Below are 482 nucleotides of genomic sequence, written 5' to 3' on the forward strand. Positions count from 1 at the left end.
CGAAACCATGTGGCGGACGAGCCAGTCCAGCAGCGGCGGCAACGTGGCGCCGGGCGGGAGCAAGCCGCCGAGGTCGCCGGTGTCGGGCATCGCCAGCGCGAGCAGCGCCTGCATCAGGCTGCCCACCGCACTCATCGCCGCCACGCCCAGGCTCAGCCAGGCCATCACGGTGACGAAGCTGCTGCGCGGGGCGGAAGGGCGGGACGGCAAGGCCATGGCAACTCCTGGCGTGGACGGCGCTGCAAAGACAGACGCCGGCAAGCTGCCGGCGTCCGTGCGATCACGGCAGGCGAGCTTACTTCACCTGTTCCTCGAACAGCTTGAGGATGCGCTTGTACTCGTCCAGCCAGGAGTCGGCGCGGGTGAAGCCGTGTCGCTCCAGCGGGTACGGGGCGATCTCCCAGTTGTCCTTGTGCAGTTCGATCAGCTTCTGGGTCATGTCCACCGAGTCCTTGAAGAACACGTTGTCATCGACCATGCCA

The 482-nt window shown here is 66.8% G+C and carries 2 protein-coding genes; both read right to left on the reverse strand.

Annotated elements, in window-relative coordinates; genetic code table 11:
* Positions 1 to 216, reverse strand: a 216-nt coding sequence (locus CWM66_RS28370) for a hypothetical protein (RefSeq protein ID WP_199200091.1), incomplete at its 3' end; no start/stop codon positions are given.
* 79 nt (positions 217 to 295) lie between these two features.
* Positions 296 to 482, reverse strand: a 187-nt coding sequence (locus CWM66_RS28375; protein ID WP_146159973.1) for a prolyl oligopeptidase family serine peptidase, incomplete at its 5' end; no start/stop codon positions are given.

The organism is Kosakonia sp. H7A (genome assembly GCF_003028445.1).
Taxonomy (GTDB): domain Bacteria; phylum Pseudomonadota; class Gammaproteobacteria; order Enterobacterales; family Enterobacteriaceae; genus Kosakonia; species Kosakonia radicincitans.